Annotated in this window: 11 protein-coding genes; 5 read left to right on the forward strand and 6 right to left on the reverse strand. The window is 56.5% G+C overall.

Annotated elements, in window-relative coordinates:
* Positions 1 to 8 precede the first annotated feature (8 nt).
* The 3 genes from mdtC to WFP70_RS00360 are packed head-to-tail and all read right to left on the reverse strand — an operon-like array spanning position 9 to position 7,422.
* Positions 9 to 3,077, reverse strand: coding sequence for a multidrug efflux RND transporter permease subunit MdtC (gene mdtC / locus WFP70_RS00350; RefSeq protein WP_337022303.1), 3,069 nt, complete (start codon positions 3,075 to 3,077; stop codon positions 9 to 11).
* Positions 3,074 to 6,196: an MdtB/MuxB family multidrug efflux RND transporter permease subunit gene (locus WFP70_RS00355; protein WP_337022304.1), complete on the reverse strand. Its 3,123-nt coding sequence runs from the start codon at positions 6,194 to 6,196 to the stop codon at positions 3,074 to 3,076. The genes mdtC and WFP70_RS00355 overlap by 4 nt, the downstream gene beginning before the upstream one ends.
* On the reverse strand, positions 6,196 to 7,422 hold the full coding sequence (locus WFP70_RS00360) for an MdtA/MuxA family multidrug efflux RND transporter periplasmic adaptor subunit (RefSeq protein ID WP_337022305.1): 1,227 nt from the start codon (positions 7,420 to 7,422) through the stop codon (positions 6,196 to 6,198). The genes WFP70_RS00355 and WFP70_RS00360 overlap by 1 nt, the downstream gene beginning before the upstream one ends.
* A 239-nt stretch (positions 7,423 to 7,661) precedes the next feature.
* On the opposite strand from WFP70_RS00360, the gene WFP70_RS00365 reads away from it, so the two are divergent.
* Together WFP70_RS00365 and WFP70_RS00370 are read left to right on the forward strand one after the other, a co-directional pair.
* Entirely contained in the window at positions 7,662 to 8,624 is a 963-nt protein-coding gene (locus tag WFP70_RS00365) for an aldo/keto reductase (RefSeq protein WP_160868026.1), read from the forward strand.
* 213 nt (positions 8,625 to 8,837) lie between these two features.
* Positions 8,838 to 10,178 (forward strand): carbohydrate porin, encoded by a 1,341-nt coding sequence (locus WFP70_RS00370; RefSeq protein WP_337022306.1) that lies wholly within the window; start codon positions 8,838 to 8,840, stop codon positions 10,176 to 10,178.
* 130 nt (positions 10,179 to 10,308) lie between these two features.
* On the opposite strand, the gene yegD is transcribed toward WFP70_RS00370, so the two are convergent.
* The 3 genes from yegD to WFP70_RS00385 form a co-directional block, all read right to left on the reverse strand.
* A complete protein-coding gene (yegD, locus tag WFP70_RS00375) occupies positions 10,309 to 11,661 on the reverse strand; it encodes a molecular chaperone (RefSeq protein ID WP_034824834.1) in 1,353 nt (450 codons plus the stop codon).
* Positions 11,662 to 11,723: 62 nt separating this feature from the next.
* Positions 11,724 to 14,288 carry a diguanylate cyclase gene (locus WFP70_RS00380; RefSeq protein ID WP_337022307.1) on the reverse strand — a complete coding sequence of 855 codons (2,565 nt, stop codon included), beginning with the start codon at positions 14,286 to 14,288 and terminating at the stop codon, positions 11,724 to 11,726.
* A gap of 147 nt (positions 14,289 to 14,435) precedes the next feature.
* Positions 14,436 to 15,050, reverse strand: a complete 615-nt coding sequence (locus tag WFP70_RS00385; RefSeq protein ID WP_034824832.1) for a phosphatase PAP2 family protein — start codon at positions 15,048 to 15,050, stop codon at positions 14,436 to 14,438.
* Between the two features lie 229 nt (positions 15,051 to 15,279).
* Between WFP70_RS00385 and udk the strand changes: the two genes are divergently transcribed.
* From udk to asmA, 3 genes are all read left to right on the forward strand, one after another.
* The gene (udk, locus tag WFP70_RS00390; protein WP_034824830.1) at positions 15,280 to 15,918 is read left to right on the forward strand and encodes a uridine kinase; all 639 of its coding nucleotides are present in this window, start codon (positions 15,280 to 15,282) and stop codon (positions 15,916 to 15,918) included.
* Between the two features lie 87 nt (positions 15,919 to 16,005).
* Complete coding sequence (gene dcd / locus WFP70_RS00395; protein WP_034824828.1) at positions 16,006 to 16,587, forward strand: dCTP deaminase; 582 nt, start codon at positions 16,006 to 16,008, stop codon at positions 16,585 to 16,587.
* 135 nt (positions 16,588 to 16,722) lie between these two features.
* The gene (gene asmA, locus WFP70_RS00400) at positions 16,723 to 18,525 is read left to right on the forward strand and encodes an outer membrane assembly protein AsmA (RefSeq protein WP_337022308.1); all 1,803 of its coding nucleotides are present in this window, start codon (positions 16,723 to 16,725) and stop codon (positions 18,523 to 18,525) included.
* The last annotated feature ends 9 nt before the right edge of the window (positions 18,526 to 18,534 follow it).

The following is an 18,534-nucleotide window of genomic DNA, read 5'->3' on the forward strand; positions in this document are numbered from 1 at the left end:
TAGCATGGTCATTCGGTAATCAATGCCGCTTTTTTACGCCGACTCAGCTTATCCATCATTAGAAACACCACCGGCGTGGTGTAGAGCGTGAGTAGCTGACTCATCACCAGGCCGCCGGCAATGGTGATCCCCAGCGGTTGACGCAGTTCGGCTCCGTCGCCGCTGGTCAGCACCAGCGGCAGTGCGCCAAACAGCGCTGCCAGCGTGGTCATCAGAATCGGGCGGAAACGCATCTGGCAGGCCTGGAAAATGGCGTCACGCGCGCTGAGATTGCCATTGCGCTGTGCCTCCAGTGCGAAATCCACCATCATGATGGCGTTCTTTTTCACGATGCCAATCAGCAGCAATATTCCTATCAGCGCAATCAAACTGAACGGCGTATTAAACAGTTCCAGCGCCAGCAGCGCGCCAACGCCGGCCGAGGGCAGAGTAGAGAGAATGGTCAGCGGATGCACGTAGCTCTCATACAAAATCCCCAGCACGATATACACCGCCGCAATCGCCGCCAGCATCAGATACAGCTGATTGGATTGTGACTGCTCAAACACCTGCGCCGTACCGGCAAAGCTGCCGCGTACGCTGGAGGGCACACCGAGCGCCGTCATGGTGCGTTCAACGGCGGCTGAAGCCTGAGATAACGACACGCCTTCCGGCAGGTTGAACGAAATCGTTGAGGCGGCCGACAGACCTTCATGGTTGACCGACAGCGGCGCGTTAGCTGGTTGCCATTTGGCGAACCAGCTCAGCGGAATGGCTTTGCCATCGCTGTTGATCACGAACATCTGATCGAGGGCGCTGATATCCTGGGTGTAGCGCGGATCGACTTCCATCACCACTTTGTACTGATTCAGCGGCTGGTAAATGGTGGAGATTTGCCGTTGACCAAAGGCGTTGTTCAGCAGCGCATTGGCGGCCGAGACTTGAATACCCAGCCGCGCCATGCTTTCCCGATCGTAGGTCAGATCCATTTCGCTGCCTTTGTCCTGCTGATCGGAGTTCACATCGACCAGTTCTGGCAACGCGGCAAACGCCTGACGAATTTTCGGCTCCCACTCGCGCAGGTCGGCGAGATTGTCCGACAGCAGGCTGTATTGGTAGCTGGCGTTGGATTCACGTCCACCGATGCGAATATCCTGCACCGCATTGAGATACAGGTTGGCACCGGGCTCTTTCGCCAGCTTGGTGCGCAGGCGGGCAATCACCTCCTGCGCGTTTTCACTGCGTTCCGACAGCGGCTTAAGTGACACGAACATCGATCCGCTGTTGGTGCGCGAACCGCCGGTAAAGCCGGTGACGTTATCCACCGCCGGATCGGCCTTGATGATGTTCATAAAGTCCTGCAGCTTGCCGCGCATCGCCTGGAAAGAAATGCTTTGATCCGCCGAGATAAAACCGTTTAAGCGCCCGGTGTCTTGTTCCGGCATAAAAGTTTTGGGGATTGAGATAAACAGATACACCGTCAGCCCGACGGTGGCGAGCAGCAGCATCAGCACCCAGATGGCATGATTCAGCACCCAACCCAGCGAGCGCGCGTAGCCGTTTTGCACGCTCAGCATCACTTTAGCGAAACCCCGCGTGCGCGGCTGGCTGCGCTTTTCCTGCGGCTTCAGCAGGTAGGCGCACATCATCGGCGTCAGGGTGATGGAGATAAACAGCGAGATGAGGATCGCCACCGACAGCGTGATGGCAAATTCCGAGAAGAAGCGCCCGATAATGCCGCCCAGCATCAGCAGTGGCAGGAACACGGCAATCAGCGACAGACTCATCGACAGTACGGTAAAGCCCACTTCGCGCACGCCGGTTAGCGCCGCCTGTAGCGGTTTCATCCCCGCTTCAACGTGACGCGCGATATTTTCCAGCACCACAATCGCATCATCGACCACGAACCCGGTGGCGATGGTCAGCGCCATCAGCGAGAGGTTGTTGAGGCTGAATCCGCACAGATACATGGCGGCAAAGGTGCCAATCAGCGAAACCGGTACGGCGGCGGCCGGGATCAGGGTGGCTCGGCCATCGCGCAGGAAGACAAACACCACCAGAATCACCAGCGCCACCGCAATCATTAATGACTGCTCCACTTCCTGCAGCGAGGCGCGAATGGTGGGGGAGCGGTCCTGAGCGATCTGTAAATCGATGGCAGCGGGAATCACTTCATGCAGCAGCGGCATCTCGCTGCGGATGCGATCCACGGTTTCAATGATATTGGCATCCGGCGATTTGCGCACCACCAGCAGCACCGCCGGTTTGCCATTGGTCATCCCGGCGTTACGCACGTCCTGCACCGAGTCCTGCACGTTAGCCACATCGCTCAGGCGGACCGCCGCGCCGTTGCTGTAATGCACCACCAGCGGCTGATATTCGCTGGCGGTTTGCAGCTCATCGTTGGTGCGTACCTGCCAGCGCTGCTGCACATCATCAATCGCCCCTTGCGGACGGCGCTGGTTGGCATTGCTGATGGCGGTGCGCACCGCATCCAGTGATACGCCCTGATTAAATAGCGCCTGCGGATTAAGATCGACGCGCACCGCAGGCAATGAACTGCCGCCCACGGTGACATCACCAACGCCCTGAATCTGCGACAGCTTCTGCGCCAGTTGCGTTGAGGCGTAATCATACAGCTGACCGGGATTATAAATGTCCGAGGTCAGCGTCAGGATCATGATCGGTGCATCCGATGGGTTGGCTTTGCGATAGGTCGGACGGCTTGGCATGCCGGTCGGCAGCAGGCTTTGGGCGGCGTTGATGGCGGCCTGCACGTCACGCGCGGCACCGTTGATATCGCGGTCAAAATCGAACACCAGAATCACGCGCGTACTGCCGAGTGAGCTGGTGGAGGTCATCTCACTGACACCGGCAATGCGCCCCAGCGAACGCTCCAGCGGCGTGGCCACTGAAGCCGCCATGGTTTCGGGCGACGCGCCGGGCAGTGAGGCGGATATCACGATCACCGGGAAATCCAGCTGTGGCAGCGGGGCGACCGGCAGCAGGCGGAAACCAAGAATACCGGCCAGCGCAATCGCCAGCGTCAGCAGCGTGGTCGCCACTGGCCGATGGATAAACAGCGCGAAGAACTTCACGGCTGCGCCTCGGAACGCTTAAAGCGACGGCGCGTGGCGTGGGCCAGTCGGTCAAACAGCAGATAGATCACTGGCGTGGTAAACAACGTCAGGATTTGGCTGAGGATCAAGCCGCCGACCATGGCAATCCCTAACGGATGACGCAGCTCTGCGCCAACACCGGTGCTCAACATCAATGGCAAGGCACCGAGCAGTGCCGCCATCGTGGTCATCAGAATCGGACGGAAACGCAGTAAACAGGCCTGATAGATCGCTTCACGTGGCGCCATACCTTGCTCACGCTCGGCGGCCAGCGCAAAATCGATCATCATGATGGCGTTTTTCTTCACGATGCCGATCAGCAAGATAATGCCGATGATGGCGATGATATCCAGCTCGTTGCCGCTCAGCATCAGCGCCAGCAACGCGCCCACGCCCGCCGTCGGTAGTGTGGAGAGAATAGTGATCGGATGGATAAAGCTCTCATACAGCACGCCGAGCACGATATACATTGCCACCACCGCCGCAATAATCAGCCACACGGTACTGGTGAGCGCCGCTTCAAACGCCAGCGTGCTGCCCTGGAACTGCGTCATCATTTCGGCGGGCATGCCGACCTGATCTTCGGCTGCGCTGATGGCTTTCACCGCTTCGCCCAGTGAATAGCCTTCGGCGACATCAAACGAGAAGGTGGCTGACGGGAATTGATCGAGGTGGTTAATGCTCAACGCCGCATGACGCTCTTCGATCTGCGCGATGGCACTGAGCGGTACGCTGCCGCCGTCGGTGCTGGTCAGTCGAATACCGTCGAGACTGGCCAGGCCCGGCGTTTGCTCATTGTTCTGCTCCAGCACCACGCGATACTGATTGGCCTGAGTATAAATGGTGGAGATCAATCGTTGACCGAAAGCGTTATACAGCGCGTTATCGACATCCGCCATGGTGATACCGAGGCGGCTGGCACTGTCACGATCGACACGGATAAAGGCTTCCAGGCCTTGATCCTGCCAGTCGCTGCTGACGTCACGCAGCTGCGGCAAGCTATTGAGTTGTGCCAGTAGCTTCGGTACCCAGGTGCTGAGTGATTCCAGCGAGCCCGATTGCAGCGTGAACTGGTACGGCGTGCGGCTCGCCTGGGTTTCAATAGTCAGATCCTGCACCGGCTGCAGCCACAGTGAGACGCCAGGCACTTTATCAATCTCTTGCTGCAGGCGTTTCTGTACCGCGGGAATGCGGTCATCACGCTCGCTGAGCGGTTTAAGGTTGATCTGCAAACGCGCGCTGTTGAGTGCCGCATTAGTGCCATCAACGCCGACAAACGACGTCATGCTTTGTACCGCCGGATCTTTCATGATGATCGACGCCACATCGCGCGTGCGTTCCGCCATGCTGCTGTACGACACCGACTGCGGCGCCTGTAAGGTGCCCTGAATAATGCCGTTGTCCTGCTGCGGGAAAAAGCCTTTCGGGATGGCAATCCACATCACCACCGTCAGCAGCAGCGTGCCGAGTGCCACCGACAGGGTGATCCACGGATGCTGCAATACGCGGGTCAGCCAGCGGCCATAACCGGCAATCACCCGATCAAACATCGCTTCACTGGCTCGCGAGAAGCGGTTCTGCTTGCGCAGCGATTCGGCGCTGAGCATGCGTGCACACATCATCGGCGTGAGCGTGAGCGACACCACGGCTGAGATCAGAATCGCCACCGCCAGCGTCACAGCAAACTCACGGAACAGGCGACCAATCACATCGCCCATAAACAGCAGCGGGATCAGCACCGCAATCAGCGAGAAGGTGAGGGAGATAATGGTGAAGCCGATTTCGCCCGCGCCTTTCAGCGCTGCCGTCATCGGCTTTTCGCCTTTTTCGATATAGCGCGAGATGTTCTCGATCACCACGATGGCATCGTCGACCACAAAGCCGGTGGCAATGGTGAGCGCCATCAGCGTCAGGTTATTGATCGAGAAGCCGAGGAAATACATGGCCGCAAACGTCCCGACCAGCGACAGCGGTACCGCCACGGCCGGGATGATGGTGGCAGGCACGTTACGCAGAAACAGATAGATGATCATCACCACCAGACCAATCGCCAGCATCAGCTCGTGCTGCGTATCCGCTACCGATGCTCGGATATTGGTGGTGCGGTCGGTGAGCAGTTTCACGTCCACCGATTTGGGCAGTGTGGCGGTAAGGGAGGGCAGCAGCGTACGAATACTATCAGCGGTAGCAATGATATTGGCGCCAGGTTGGCGCTGCACATTGAGCACAATCGCCTGCTGACGGTTAGCCCATGCGCCAAGCCAGCTGTTTTCTGCGCCCTGTTCAATAGTGGCGACATCACCAAGACGCACTGGCGCACCGTTGTTATAGCTGATGATCAGCTTGCGGTAATCCTCGGCGGAGGTCATCTGATCGTTGGCGGCCAGCGTAATCGATCGCGTTGGGCCATCCAGGCTGCCCTTGGCGGAGTTGACGTTGGCGTTGGTGATGGCGGTGCGCACGGTTTCGCTGGTCAAGCCTAACGCGGCCAGTGCCTGAGTGTTCATTTTCACGCGTACGGCCGGGCGCTGTCCGCCGGATAGCGTCACCAGGCCCACACCGGTCACCTGCGAAATTTTCTGCGCCACACGCGTCTCCACCATGTCCTGCACTTGCGTCAGCGGCATGCTGGTGGTGGTCACGGCGAGCGTCATGATCGGTGGATCGGCAGGATTGACCTTGCTGTAAACTGGCGGGTTGGGCAGATCGCTGGGCAGCAGATTGGTGGCGGAGTTGATCGCCGCCTGTACTTCCTGCTCGGCGACATCCAAAGAGAGTGAAAGCTGGAACTGCAAGGTCACCACGGAAGCACCGCCGGAACTCTGCGATGCCATCTGCTTCAGCCCTGACATCTGGCCGAACTGACGTTCAAGCGGGGCGGTAATCGAGGACGTCACCACATCCGGGCTGGCGCCGGGATAGAGCGTGACCACCTGAATCGTCGGGTAATCCACTTCGGGCAGCGCCGATACCGGCAGAAAGCGGTAACCGAGCACGCCCGCCAGCAGAATGGCAATCATCAGCAGCGTGGTCGCCACCGGGCGCAGAATAAACAGGCGTGACGGGCCGCCACTGCGGTCCTGAGGCATCACCTCCATTATTGACGCTCTCCGCGCGCAGGCTGGGCGGCGCGCGTGCTGTGTGTGGCGGTACTTTGCGGTGATACCACTTCAACGGTGGCACCTTCGGTCAGACGATCCAATCCGTCAGTGACCACCCGCTCACCGGCGTCGAGCCCGGCACTGATCACCACTTTTTGGCTGTCCTGCAAGCCCGCCGTTACGCGCTTCTTGCTCACTTTGTTATCGCTGTTGACCACCCAGACAAAGTGGCCGTCGTTGCTCATTTGTAGCGCAGCCGTTGGGATCACCACCGCATCCTGCAGCGTATCCACTTTCAGACGCGCGTTGACGAATTGATTGGGGAACAGCGCATCATCCTGATTATCGAAGCGCGCTTTGAGTTTGATGGTTCCGGTGGTGGCATCAATCTGGTTATCGAGGCTGAGCAGCGTGCCGCTGGTGAGCAGGGTTTTGTTACTGCGATCCCAGGCTTCGACAATCAACGGTTGTCCACTTTTCTGTGCCTTGAGGATTTGGCTAATGTTGTTCTCGGCAACGCTGAATACCACGTCAATCGGATGGGTTTCGGTGATCACCACCAGGCCGGTTGTATCGCCGGAAGTAATGTAGTTACCGACATCGACCTGCTTCAAACCGACCCGACCGGCGATCGGTGCGGTAATGCGGCTGTAAGTGAGATTGAGTTGCGCGCTGGCGACGTTACCTTCATCGGCTTTAATCGTGCCCAGCGTTTCACTCACCAGCGAGCGTTGCGTGTCCAGTTCCTGCTGCGACACCAGTGAGGTTTTCGCCAGTTTTTCATAGCGACTGAGATCGCGACGTGCATTGGCGAGCGTGGCCTGATCTTTTGCCAGCTGGCCCTGGGCCTGAATTAACGCAACCTGATACGGGCGGGGATCGATCTCGGCAAGCAGCGCACCCGCTGCCACCTGCTGACCTTCCTGGAAATGTAGAGCCATCAGCTGGCCATCAACGCGACTGCGAACTGTCACGGTATTGGCGGCGGTGACGGTGCCAAGCCCGCTGAGATAGTAGGGCACGCTCTGGGTCGTTGCAGCAGCGGCCTGCACCGGTGCTAAAGGACGGCGATTTGCGCCGCCTGCGCCGCGACCATGATGCTGCTGGCCCTCGGCTCGCGGCTGCTTACTCGGTTCCGCAGGATGCTGCCACCAATAATATCCACCCGCCAGTGCGGCAATCACGACAACGGTTATCAGGCTTTTTTTCATTCGGCTGTTCATTGCTATGTTGCTCTCCAGCGGTTTCGTATTCCCCAAATGCGAAAGCAAAATGGCCGTTTCGCAAACGAAATGATTGTAGACGCCCGGGCCGGGCAAAAATTGAAGGAATTAAGAATATCTCCGCTAGCGGGCTAAGTATTCATATTGTGTAAACATTTTGGCAGGAAAACGCATAAGCGCAGCGATTTCCTTTGCTAAGCTCAAAGGCAGTCATGTCTCGTTTCAATAAGGAGAACAAAATGAGTCAACAGAAAACCCGTCAGCTTGGCGACAGTGGTATTCAGGTTCCGCTTCTCACTTTTGGCGGCAACGTTTTCGGCTGGACAGTCGACGAGAAAACCTCGTTCTCACTGCTCGACGCGCTGGTGGAAAAAGGGCTGTTCTTTATCGATACCGCGGACGTTTATTCGCGCTGGGCTCCCGGTAATGAAGGGGGCGAGTCTGAAACCATCATTGGTAAATGGCTGAAAAAGAGCGGCAAGCGCGACAGTATCGTGCTGGCGACGAAAGTGGGGATGGAGCTGTCTCCGGAGAAAACCGGGCTAAAACCGGCTTACATCCGTCAGGCAGTGGAAGATTCGCTGCGTCGTTTGCAAACCGATGTGATCGATCTCTATCAGGCGCACCGCGACGACCAGGATACGCCGCTGGTCGATACACTGAAAGCCTTTGATTCGCTGATTAAAGAAGGCAAAGTGCGTGCAATTGGCGCCTCCAACTACAATGCTAAACGCCTGCAGGAAGCGCTGGATATCAGTAAAAAAGAGGGGCTGGCGCGCTATGAAACGCTACAGCCAGAATACAACCTGTATGACCGCCAGGATTATGAAGGTGGGTTGGAGCAGGTGGCGGTTAAAAATGGCCTCGGCGTGATTAACTACTACTCGCTGGCCAGCGGTTTCCTGAGCGGTAAGTATAAAAAGCCGGAAGATGCCAGCAAGAGTAAACGCGGGCAGGGCATCGTCGAAAAGTATCTTAACGAGCGCGGCAAGCGCATTGTCGAAGCGCTGGAGGATGTGGCGGCTTCGCACGATGCATCAGCGACTCAGGTCGCGCTGGCGTGGCAGATTGCGCGCCCGAGCATCACCGCACCGATCGTCAGTGCCACCTCGCTGGAGCAGATTAACGAACTGGTGAAAGCCACTGAGTTAGAGTTGAGTAAGCAAGAGATCGAGGAACTGGCGAGCGCCAGTAAGGCGTAACCTTCACGGGACGCGACGGCGTCCCGCTTTATTTTGTTTTTTTGCCATGCAAAAAATGCCATTTCTGTAAAAAGATATTCATTCATAGACCCTTGTCACAATTGCGTTAATTAACTATCACCCTTCCAATGAGTGCGCACATATTTGCAAAAATTGACATAAAGCCAGCACTATCCTCTGTTCGATCCTTTCCCGTTACATCACAAAAGAATAATGATCATGAACAGAAAAAAAGCAGTGCAGCATATGCCCCGTCTGGCAGCGGGCACCCTGATGTTTGCGATGTTGAGTACATCAGCAATGGCGGCTGATGCATTCAGCTATGACTCACCTTACATGTTCGGCGATTGGGGTGGTTCCCGAACGCAGCTGGAAAAAGACGGCATCAAATTCGACGTCAACTACACCATGGAGAGCGCTTCTAACCTCGGCGGCGGCGCGGATACCAACACTTCCATGCGTTACAGCGATCAGTGGGCGTTTGGCGCCAACTTTGACCTGGAAAAACTGCTGAACTGGCAGGATGCGGAGTTCCAGATGACCATCACTGACCGTAATGGGCAAAACATCTCCGATCAGGTCGCCGATCGTCGCACGGGCATGCTCTCTTCAACGCAGGAAGTGTATGGCCGTGGACAAACCTGGCGCCTGACGCAGTTCTGGCTGAGCAAAGGTTTGTTTGATGACGCGGTTAACCTGAAAGCCGGTCGTGTCACTGTCGGTGAAGACTTCGATAACTTCGACAGTAAGTTCCAGAACCTGGCTTTTGGGAGTGGTCAGGCGGGTAACTGGCGTGGCGATCGCTGGTTTAACTGGCCGGTTTCCCAATGGGGCGGCCGTGTGAAGTTTAACATCACGCCGGAAGTGTTCTTCCAGGTCGGGTTCTATAACCAGAACAGCTCCAACTACGATCGCGGTGATGGTTTCCGTCTGGATACCAGCAACTCTGAAGGCAACATGGTGCCGGTGGAACTGGGCTGGAAACCGACTTTCGGTGCCGACAAACTGCCGGGTAACTACCGTATCGGGTATTACTACTCGTCAGCCAACAGCGATAATTACGGCAGCTGGCGCGATGGGGCCTATCAAAGCCAGGATCACGCCTACGGTGGTTATGTGCTGTTGCAACAGCAACTGACAGCGCAGGGCGGGGATGCCAGCCGTGGTCTGGGCGTGACGGTACAGGCAGTGATGAACGACCACAAAACCTCGAAAACCGACAACTATCAGTCCATCAGCTTCACCTGGAAAGGGCCGTTTGATGCGCGTCCACAGGATGAAATCGGTGTCGGTGCGGCGCGCATCCACGTTAACAGCGCCTATACCCGTTCGCTGCGTGAGCAGAACAACGCTAACGGCGAAACTGACTTCAACAGCCCGACCTATCTGCCGATTCAGGATGGCTCAGAATACAACTACGAGATCTATTACAACGCTCAGCTGACCAAATGGCTGCAGCTGCGTCCGAACCTGCAATATGTGGTGGCGCCGGGTGCAGTGAGTGAAGTGAAAGATGCGTTTGTTGGCGGCATCGCGGCGAACATTAATTTCTGATTCGCGGATGCACATGAAAATGGCGGCCAGGGTGGCCGCCATTTTTTTGCTTGTTACCGGCGTAATTCATTGCGCATCGGGCAGTGGATCAATCATCTGCACAATGCGCGATAAAGTGGTTGCAACCGGGTTAACGGAACATCACTTCTGCCCAGCGCGCCAGACCGGCGGTCACTGAGCCAAAGTCATCACCACCCGCAATTGGCGTGTCCGGCAAGGCCTGCTGCAATGCCGCACGCAGCACTGGCGAACGCGCACTGCCGCCGGTCAGGTAGATCACTTCCGGTTTGGTTTCACAGGTGGCGAGTGCCAGATGCACCTGCTCCAGGATGCGTTCCAGCGGTTGATTGATGGCTTCTTCCAGTTGCGTGGCGCTGATATCAGCCTGCAATGACTGGGCGATAAATGCCAGCGACGCTTCGGTTTCCGGCAATTCGGACAAGGCGATTTTGCTCTCTTCCGCCGCACGCACCAGACGATAACTCAGCTTCTGCTGCCACACTTTCAGCAGGTGCGCCACTTTGTCACCTTGCTCCGCATCGCGAATCAAATCGCGCAGCAGTTTACCGCTCGCGGCAGAGTAGAAGTCGCTTTGCGCCGGAACATCGTTAATCGCCACCGCGTTCCACCACGGCAGTGCGGGCAGGGCGGTGCCTTTTTGCGTGTTACCACCGAGACCCAGCAGCGGCATCAGAGTTTTGAACGCGAGGATAATGTCGAGATCGTTACCGCCCACGCGGCAACCACTGTGGCCCAGCAAACTTTCGCGACGGTCGGTTTTATTGCGCCACTCTGGGCCCATCAACAGCATCGAGCAGTCGGTCGTACCGCCGCCGATATCCACCACCAGCACACGCGTCTCTTTCTCCAGCGTGGCTTCAAAGTCCAGCCCGGCGGCAACCGGTTCAAACTGGAATTCCACGTCGCGGAAACCCGCACGCTTCGCTGCACGCAACAGAATACCCTGCGCCTGCTGGTTTGCCTCTTCGCCGCCAAGGCCCTGGAAGTTGATCGGGCGGCCGATCACGGCTTGCTCAATCGGACGGTCGAGTTGGGTTTCGCCCTGCTGGCGAATGTGCAGCATCATGGCGCACACCAGATCTTCGAAGAAGGCGATTTGCTGTGGTTTAAGGCCGTTGGCACCAAGGAAAGATTTCGGTGATTTTACGAACCACACTTCTTCCGGGTCCACCATATATTGTTGCAGCGCGGTCAGGCCGAACTGCACGCTTGCCGCGGTCACTTCGATATCTTCTTCGCGGTTATAGCGCAGAGCACGCTGGAGCAGCGCGGTACCCTCTGTATCCGGTGTCGGCACCTGATGATGGCGGTGCAGCCATTCGCTGATTGCTTCACGCGTGGGTGCACAAATCATGGAGGGAAGCAGGCGCTGACCCTTCTCCAGTGTCAGCAGGCGCGGTGTACCGTTATCGCTGACCGCGATAGAACAGTTGGCCGTGCCGTAATCGAATCCAATGAACATTTTATCCCCCATGCCAGAAAAAAGGGGGCGACTTTAGCGCAGCCAGCGCGGGCTGGCAATGATCACATTTGTACTTCCTGATAAACGTGATATTGACCACGGCCCGCATGTTTCGCGCTATAGCAGGCGACATCCGCCTGTGACATCACCACATTGCGGATGCAGTTGTGCTGATCAATCTGCGTGATCCCGGCGCTGGCGCCCACATGATAAGGATGATCGTGCCACAGGAAAGTGTATTCGTTGACCGAAGTGACAATGCGCTGAACCACCTCGCGCACCTGGTCAACGTGACTGTTCGGAAGCAACACGCCAAATTCATCGCCGCCCAAACGCGCCAGCAGATCGCTGCTGCGCAGGTGTTTTTGCATCAACTCCGCAAGTTCACGCAGCAGCGCGTCGCCTGCTGCGTGACCTGCGCTGTCATTCACCGCTTTGAATTTATCCAGATCGATAAACACCAGCACATGCTGAGTGTTGTTGGCCGCAGCATCGTTCACCACGCGTTTGAGTTGCTGTTCAAAGCTATGGCGATTCGGTAGCCGCGTCAGCATATCGTGTGAAGCACTGTAGCTGAGGCGTTTCATCATTTTGCGTGATTCACTGACATCCTGAATAACCATCACCGCACCGATGCTGGCGCCGGCGAGGGTTTTCAAAGGGGTAATGCTGTAGTGAATCTCTACCTGCACACCCTCCGGCGTGTGCAGCACCAGCTCTTCTTCCAGGTCGGGTGAGGTTTTTATGCCCGGCAAGTTACACAGCAGCAAATTCTCTACGCGCGGACCGTTAGCACCGCGCGTGATATTTAACAGCTCGCTTAACGCTACTCCCGCCGCTTTTTCCTGAGGCCAGCCGCTCAGCGTTTCGGCCACCGGGTTCATAAAGGTCACGCGCATCTCATCGTCGGTACTAATCACCGCTTCGCCAATCGAATCGAGGGTGATCGCCATACGCTCTTTTTCCTGGAACAGCGCTTCGTTGAGCGCGCGCAGTGGCGTAATATCCTGACAGATGCCGAGCATGCGTTCGATATGACCATCCTGGCTGAGAATGCGGTTAGCCTCGGTGCGCACATAGCGCGAGCCGCTGGGCAGATTGACACGGTATTCCATATGGAAAGCGCTGCGCCTTTCAATCGCCTGCTGCACGATCAGCGCGGCCGTTTCGCGTTCTGTCGGTTCCAACAGATGCAACCACACGTCATAGGTGGGCACCTGATGCGGACCGAGCGCAAATAGCTCGTACATGCGCTTGTCCCACAGCATTTCACCGGTCAGCAGATTCCACTCCCACACGCCGATACCGCCCGCTTCGTTAGCCAGCGTGATGCGTTCCATCAGGCGACGATTCACCTGCTCACTCTGTTTGAGTTCAGAAATATCGACAATCTGTGCAATAAAATAGAGCGGCTGGAAATTGGCATCGCGCACCATGGATGCTGTCAAACTCGCCCAGACAATTTCGCCATCTTTACGGAAATAGCGCTTCTCCATGGTGTAGCTCATGATGTCACCCGCCACCAAACGCTCCAGCTGTTGCAGGTCACTGTTGAGATCATCAGGATGGGTAATCTGCTGGAAAGTGAGTTTTTTCAGCTCGTCCGCCGGAAAGCCCAGCGTGTGACATAGCGATTGATTGACCTGCTGCCAGCCGCCATTGGGCGACACCAGCGCCATGCCAATCGCCGAATACTCCATCGCATGGCGGAAGCGGGTCTCACTCTCGCTGATATGATGCTTTTCGCGCTGGAACGCATCCATCACCAGCGCCATCACATGACTGGGCAGCAGCACTAACAGGAATGGCAACCAGGTGCTGACCTGGCCGAGTAACAGCCCCGTCTGTGCCAGGTTAACGAAACTGAATGCCAGCAGAATGGAGATAAAACTGGCATTAAGAAAGAACAGTAAAAAGGCTTCGAATTTCGGTAGCCGCACCGCGCACCAAAACAGGATCACCACAATAAAGGTGAACGGCCACGGCAGAAAACGCAGCGACAAATAGCTGGCCAGTAGGGTGACGATCAGTGTCATCAGCGTTTCCAGCTGACGACCGGGGGTGATTAATTGACGCAGCGGCTTGTTGGGCCATAACAACAGCACGGGGCCGAATGCCAGCACGCCAATCACTTCGGAGATCACCCAGGTAGAAAAGAAGGGCAACGACGCACGATGCCCCACCTGCAGCATCCAGACCGCCACCACACCGCCAATCAGCGGCGCAATCAACCCGGCGCAGACGGCAAATCGCACCCAATCGAGCAGCGAATTCAGGGGATTTCTGCGATCCAGCAGCGCGCGCAACATCAGGCCGCCGAGAATGGCTTGCACCATATTCAGGATGGCAAATTTAAGGTTGCTCAGCGCCGGACCGATGACGATTAAATTGGCCAGCGAGGTGCCGATGACACAGCTGAACAGCAGCAGCGGAACATGTTTTGAGGGGGCGCGGAACACCACCACCGTCATCAGGGCGGTGGAGTACCAAAGCGGGGAAATGCGTCCGCTGACCACAATCAGTTCGAGACAAAATAGCGTCAGTAAAAAGGCCAATGCACCCAAAAACAGTGCGTTGAGCCATTTTCTTTGCGGTCTATCCTGTGAGGTTAATATTTCCAGGGTCATGCACGAATCCAGCAGCGCGCATTCGTGACACGTCGAAAAATGCGCCAATCATTCTCTGTTTTGCATGCTAGCACATCTATCTAAGATGTCTGCGCAGAATCTAGTTTAGCCCTGATTCAATGAAAGATTTGGCCCTGGCAAAAAAGATTAATCGCGAAATAGATCGGCGCGCGTATAGGGTTTTTCTAATCCGGCGAGATGGGCGGAAAAACGTTCAAGAAATTGCTGCGTGGTGGCCACGCGGCCATGACTCATCAACACCAGCGGCACCAGCAGGGCGACACACACTTGCGCCAGGCTGAAGCCCTTCAGAGCGGTGCGGCGCTGTGTCAACAGGAATGCACTGCTCAGCGTAAAGCCCAGCATCAGGCCGGTGAGCACTTCACTGAAGGAGTGCGCGTGGATCACGAGGCGAGACAGGCCGACCATCATCGGGATCAGATAGCCAATACCGATGGTGAATGCGCGCCAAAAGGTGGGGAAGCGGCCCGAAACCAGCCACATCATCACCGGCCAAAGCGTTGCTGACATGGCGCTGTGGCCGCTGAATCCGGTGAAGTTAAATCTGGCGCTGCCAATGCCAAACCCGAGAAACAGAATTTTAGACAGGCTAACCAGCAGGCCCGCCAGGCCAAAAGCGAGCAGCCAATACCAGACAGTTTGGCGGTTGTCGCTTTTCCACGGCAACACCAGCGCGATAATCACGGCGGTCGGGATCAGCAACATGCTGTCACCAAAATAGGTCAGGGTTTTCCAACTCATATTTTTCCTTGGGCTTTATTGAGTCAACCTGGGGGGTACACCACCCAGGCAGGAGAACAGTGTATCGATTAAGCATCTGGCTGCAAAAGGGGATATTCTGAAAAGCGGCGGGCCCATTTCTCTGGCATCAAACAGGTGAAATACCTATAATTGCCGCCAACTAACCCTCTCAATCGGCCCATTGCGGTTTCGGCTTCAATTGGCTCCAGTTATCAGGTCTTAAAAAAGTATGACTGACAAGTCTCATCAGTGCGTGATCGTTGGCATCGCAGGTGCATCCGCATCCGGAAAAAGTCTTATTGCCAGCACGCTCTATCGTGAAATCCGTGACCAGGTCGGTGACGAGCATATCGGTGTGATCCCCGAAGATGCCTACTACAAAGATCAGAGCCACCTCACCATGGAAGAGAGGGTGAAAACCAACTATGACCATCCCAGCGCGATGGACCACGATCTGCTGTTGCAGCATCTGCGCGCGTTAAAGGCGGGTCAGGATATTGAGTTGCCGGTTTACAGCTACGTTGAACACACGCGCACCAGTGACTGTATTCATCTTAAGCCGAAAAAAGTGATCATCCTTGAGGGCATTCTGCTGCTGACCGATGCGCGTCTGCGTCAGGAGATGAACTTCTCTATCTTCGTAGATACCCCGCTGGATATCTGTCTGATGCGTCGCATGAAGCGCGATGTGAATGAGCGTGGTCGTTCCATGGATTCGGTGATGAGCCAGTATCAGAAGACCGTGCGTCCAATGTTCCTGCAGTTTATCGAGCCCTCCAAACAATACGCTGACATTATCGTGCCGCGTGGCGGGAAGAACCGCATCGCCATCGATATTCTCAAAGCCAAGATTAACCAATATCTTTGAAAATACTGCGTCCGGATGGACGTGACGCGTGAAGGTTGTCACAACAGTGGCGACCTTTCGCTACACTTAAAGCATGGAGACTCTGCGATGAGATTATGCGATCGCGACATTGAAGCCTGGCTCGACAACGGTAAACTGGCGATTGACCCGCGCCCACCGGTTGAGCGCATTAATGGCGCAACCGTGGACGTGCGCCTCGGCAACCAGTTCCGCACTTTCAGTGGTCACACTGCACCGTTTATTGATTTGAGTGGCCCAAAACACGAAGTCAGCGCCGCACTGGATCGCGTAATGAGCGATGAGATTGTGCTGCCGGAAGGGGAAGCGTTCTTCCTGCATCCGGGTGAGTTAGCGCTGGCAGTGACGCTGGAATCGGTCACGATTCCGGATGATCTGGTGGGTTGGCTGGATGGCCGCTCCTCGCTGGCGCGTCTGGGCTTGATGGTGCACGTGACGGCACACCGTATCGATCCAGGCTGGCAGGGCCGCATTGTGCTGGAATTCTACAACTCCGGTAAGCTGCCGCTGGCGCTGCGTCCGGGCATGTTGATTGGCGCATTGAGCTTTGAACCGTTGTCTGGCCCAGCGGCACGCCCTTATAACCGCCGCGAAGATGCAAAATATCGTGGTCAGCAGGGTGCCGATGCCAGTCGTATCGACAAAGACTGATGTTCGCCTAAATGATTCAACGTGCGGCAAAGCGGTAAGAGGGTGAATCCCCGGTAGCTGGCATCAGTGTGTGACTGGGGTAAATGAACGCAGCCAACGCCGCTGCAGCATGAAGAATGACGGTGATGAGGGATTATGAGAAGAGTGATAACGACGCTGGCCATCCTGTTAGTGGTGGTCGTGGCGGGCATGACGGCACTGGTGTTGCTGGTCAATCCCAACGACTTTCGTACCTATATGGTACAGCAGGTAGAACAGCGCAGTGGTTATCAACTTGAAGTCAGCGGTGGCCTGCGCTGGCACGTCTGGCCGCAACTCAGTATTCTCGCCGGGCGCATGAGCCTGACCGCACCTGGCGCCAGTCAGCCGATGGTCACCGCAGAAAATATGCGTCTTGATGTCAACCTCTGGCCGCTACTGTCGCATCAGCTAAGCGTCAGCCAGGTGATGCTGAAAAATGCTGTCATTCGTGTCACGCCAGACAGCGCCGCCCAGAGACCGAGCGGTTCACCGGTGGCGCCCACGGACGCGGAACCATTGGTGACGCGCACCAATGGTTGGTCATTCGACATTGCTAAACTGCGCCTCGCCGACAGTCTGCTGATCTGGCAGCAGCCCGGTGGCGATCAATATAACTTCCGTAATCTCAATCTCAACCTCGATCAGGATGCCAGCAAAAATGCCAGCATCGAACTCGCCACGCGCATTTCACGCAATCAGCGTAATGTTAGCGTCAACCTTAAAGGGCAGATGAATGTGGCGCAGTATCCGCATCGGCTGGTGGGGCAGATAGAAGAGATGGATTACACGCTGGACGGCGCTAACCTCCCGCCGCAGGGCATCAAAGGGGCGCTGAGCGGGCAGGGTGAGTGGAATGCCGATAAACAGCAATTCTCGTTGCAAAAGATGCAGCTGACGGCCAACGACAGTACGCTGGATGGCAGTGCCGAAGGGCGTTTAATGTTGCCGCAGCAGCTCAATCTGGCTTTACACGCCACGACGTTGAATCTTGATAATCTGATGGCCAGCGCCCCCGCCAGCGACAACAGCACCCCACAGCACGCCAGCGTGACGCGCACGCCCGTGATTGCTGAACCACGCACGCGTACCAACGCTGACTCGCCGTTAAATCTGATGGATTTAACGCTGAGCCTGAATGCGGATTCCAGCGTGTGGCGCGGATTGACGCTGAGCAATCTGCAGATCGATGCCAGCAATCAGGAAGGGTTGATGACCCTGAACAAACTGCAGGGGAAGATCGGCGATGGGCACTTCTCGATTCCGGGCAGCATTGATATCCGCCAGCCGGTGACGAAAGTCGCCTTGCAGCCGGAGATCGAAAACATCGCCATTGCACCCTTAATGAAAGCGCTGGAGCTGCCGGAGAGTTTGCAGGGCACGGTCTCCCTGAAAGGCGATCTCAGCGGCACGGGCCTGAGCGTGGATGAAGCGAAGCGTAACTGGCAGGGTAATGCCGAGCTGGAGGCCACCAACCTGCAACTCGCCCAGCTTAATCTGCAACAGATGGTGCGCCGTGCCGTGGCGCGCGTGAGCAATAGCGTGACCAATGATGGGCCGGACGATCAGGGGATTCAGCAGCTGAGCGGTCGTATTAGCCTGAATCAGGGCAAGGTTGTCATGCCAGATCTGCAGGGTGGCAGTAACCGCCTGGCAGTGCAGACCAAAGGCACGGTTGATGTGGTGAACCAGCAGCTCGACGTCACCTTCAATATGATGCTGCGCGGCTGGAAAGGCGACGATAAGCTAGCGACTCTGCTCAATGGCCAGGCGATTCCACTGCGGATGTACGGTGGCTGGAACAACCTGCAGTACTCACTGCCGGTTGACGATGTGGTGCGCCAGCAGTTGCAGAGTGAAGCGAAGTCGCGCCTTAACGAGTGGCTGGATCGCCAAAAGCCTGCGGTGCAACAACCTTAATCCACGAGA

The organism is Pantoea sp. USMM079 (assembly GCF_037153115.1).
GTDB lineage: Bacteria > Pseudomonadota > Gammaproteobacteria > Enterobacterales > Enterobacteriaceae > Pantoea > Pantoea communis.

Bases quoted from the DNA above. Each gene is read 5' to 3' on its own strand.
- WFP70_RS00355 (WP_337022304.1), bottom strand. From the start codon at position 6,196: ATGGAGGTGATGCCTCAGGACCGCAGTGGCGGCCCGTCACGCCTGTTT.
- WFP70_RS00370 (WP_337022306.1), top strand. From the start codon at position 8,838: ATGATCATGAACAGAAAAAAAGCAGTGCAGCATATGCCCCGTCTGGCA.
- WFP70_RS00360 (WP_337022305.1), bottom strand. From the start codon at position 7,422: ATGAACAGCCGAATGAAAAAAAGCCTGATAACCGTTGTCGTGATTGCC.
- asmA (WP_337022308.1), top strand. From the start codon at position 16,723: ATGAGAAGAGTGATAACGACGCTGGCCATCCTGTTAGTGGTGGTCGTG.
- WFP70_RS00385 (WP_034824832.1), bottom strand. From the start codon at position 15,050: ATGAGTTGGAAAACCCTGACCTATTTTGGTGACAGCATGTTGCTGATC.
- dcd (WP_034824828.1), top strand. From the start codon at position 16,006: ATGAGATTATGCGATCGCGACATTGAAGCCTGGCTCGACAACGGTAAA.
- WFP70_RS00365 (WP_160868026.1), top strand. From the start codon at position 7,662: ATGAGTCAACAGAAAACCCGTCAGCTTGGCGACAGTGGTATTCAGGTT.
- udk (WP_034824830.1), top strand. From the start codon at position 15,280: ATGACTGACAAGTCTCATCAGTGCGTGATCGTTGGCATCGCAGGTGCA.
- yegD (WP_034824834.1), bottom strand. From the start codon at position 11,661: ATGTTCATTGGATTCGATTACGGCACGGCCAACTGTTCTATCGCGGTC.
- WFP70_RS00380 (WP_337022307.1), bottom strand. From the start codon at position 14,288: ATGACCCTGGAAATATTAACCTCACAGGATAGACCGCAAAGAAAATGG.